General features: G+C 59.3%; 1 protein-coding gene. It reads right to left on the reverse strand.

Annotated elements, in window-relative coordinates; genetic code table 11:
* The coding region (locus tag EN969_RS30465) for a VCBS domain-containing protein (protein WP_206525273.1) at positions 1 to 1259 on the reverse strand (1259 nt) is incomplete at its 3' end.
* Positions 1260 to 1556: the final 297 nt, after the last annotated feature.

The raw sequence follows: 1556 nt of genomic DNA on the forward strand, positions 1-1556 counted from the left end.
GTGATGTCGCCCTTGTCGGTGGTGATCGTGGTGACGCCATGCGAGGCGTCCGACAGCGTCGCCGTGAACACGTAGTTGGCGACCGCGCCCTCGGCGACCGTCGAGGCGCTCAGGTTGACCGTCGCGTTATCAGTAATTCCATTGATCGTGACCGTTACTACCTGCGCTGTCCCGTCCGCAGTCCGAACCGTGAATGTGTCGATCAAATGATCGCCCGCGTTGAGTTCCTGGACCGCACTATTCGTGTTGTCGAGCGTATAGGTCCAGGTGCCCGCCGCGTTCATCGCAAAGGTGCCGTAGCCGTGGTCAGTTGCCCCGCCGGCACCAACCGCCTGGAACGTGTTCGCCAGATTGTCGACGTCGGTATCCGTCAGCGTGCCGCTGACACTCGGGGTGCCATTGATAGCGCCGCCGGCCTCGACGACCGTGCCGGCAATGGTGCCGGAGATTACAGCCGCGTCATTGGTGCCGTTGATCGTGACCGTTACTACTTGGGCCGTGCCGTCCTGTGTGTGGACGGTAAACGTCTCGGTGAGATGCTGGCCGACGTTGAGACCCTGCACTGCCGCATTGTTGTTGTTGAGGGTGAAGGTCCAGACACCACCCGCGGTCATCTGGTAGGTCCCATACCCATGATCGCCCGCGGTTCCGGGCGCGACCGCCTGGAACGTATTGGGCGTGTTGTCGACGTCGGTATCTGTCAGCGTGCCGCTCACCGTCGGCGTCCCGGTGATGGCATTGGCGACACCGCCAGCCTCGACGACCGCGCCCGTAGAGACGCCGGAAATCACCGCGGCGTCGTTGGTGCCGGCGAAATGTACCGTCGCGGTTGCCCAGCTGAGCGTTCCATTGCCGAGCCGGACCGAGTAGATGAAGCTGTCAGTCAGGTACTGTCCCGCATTCAAGCCCTGTAACTGTGCCTTGAACGCCGCTGACAAGGTAGTCGCGTCGTATCCCACGAGTCCGTCGGACGTAATCCAGATCTTCGCGCCGTTATAACTTGTCTCGGAGGTGGGGGATTCAGTGCGTGCTAAGTCTTGGGTCAACAAATCAGCGGCGGTGTATCCATTCATTGCGCCTGTGTTGTTGATGCCATTGTCGACTGACCAGAGGGTCTTGGCATTCCCGCCGAGATCGTTGGCCATCACGTTCAGGAAGACGGATTGGAAACTATCATAGGTAAACAGGTCATCCTTCGCCTGCGGCGTGTTGGAGAAAGACGTCGTGGTGCCGCCGGCACCGGTGACCTGAGTAGCCATTTTTCAACCCCCCTTTTAAGAACAGACGCCTCATCTGTTTTTCTGTTTTATCGACAGTACTGAACGACCGGCTGCTTCCAGCCGAAGAAAAACCGCGCGAATCCAGGCAGGCATGAATTTTCGCCCTCATCCAGGCACACCGCCGCGCCTGGAACAGCCGCCTCAAGCTGGCCATTCACGGACGGATATTGACCCGATGCTGCTGGACGCGACGACTGGTCGTCACGCTACGTTCCCTACCCAACCTACATCGTCAAACTCGTGGCTTTCGACCACGAACTTTAGATGCTTCTTATA

The organism is Mesorhizobium sp. M7A.F.Ca.CA.003.01.2.1, from assembly GCF_003998945.1.
In the GTDB taxonomy this organism is placed as follows: domain Bacteria; phylum Pseudomonadota; class Alphaproteobacteria; order Rhizobiales; family Rhizobiaceae; genus Mesorhizobium; species Mesorhizobium ciceri.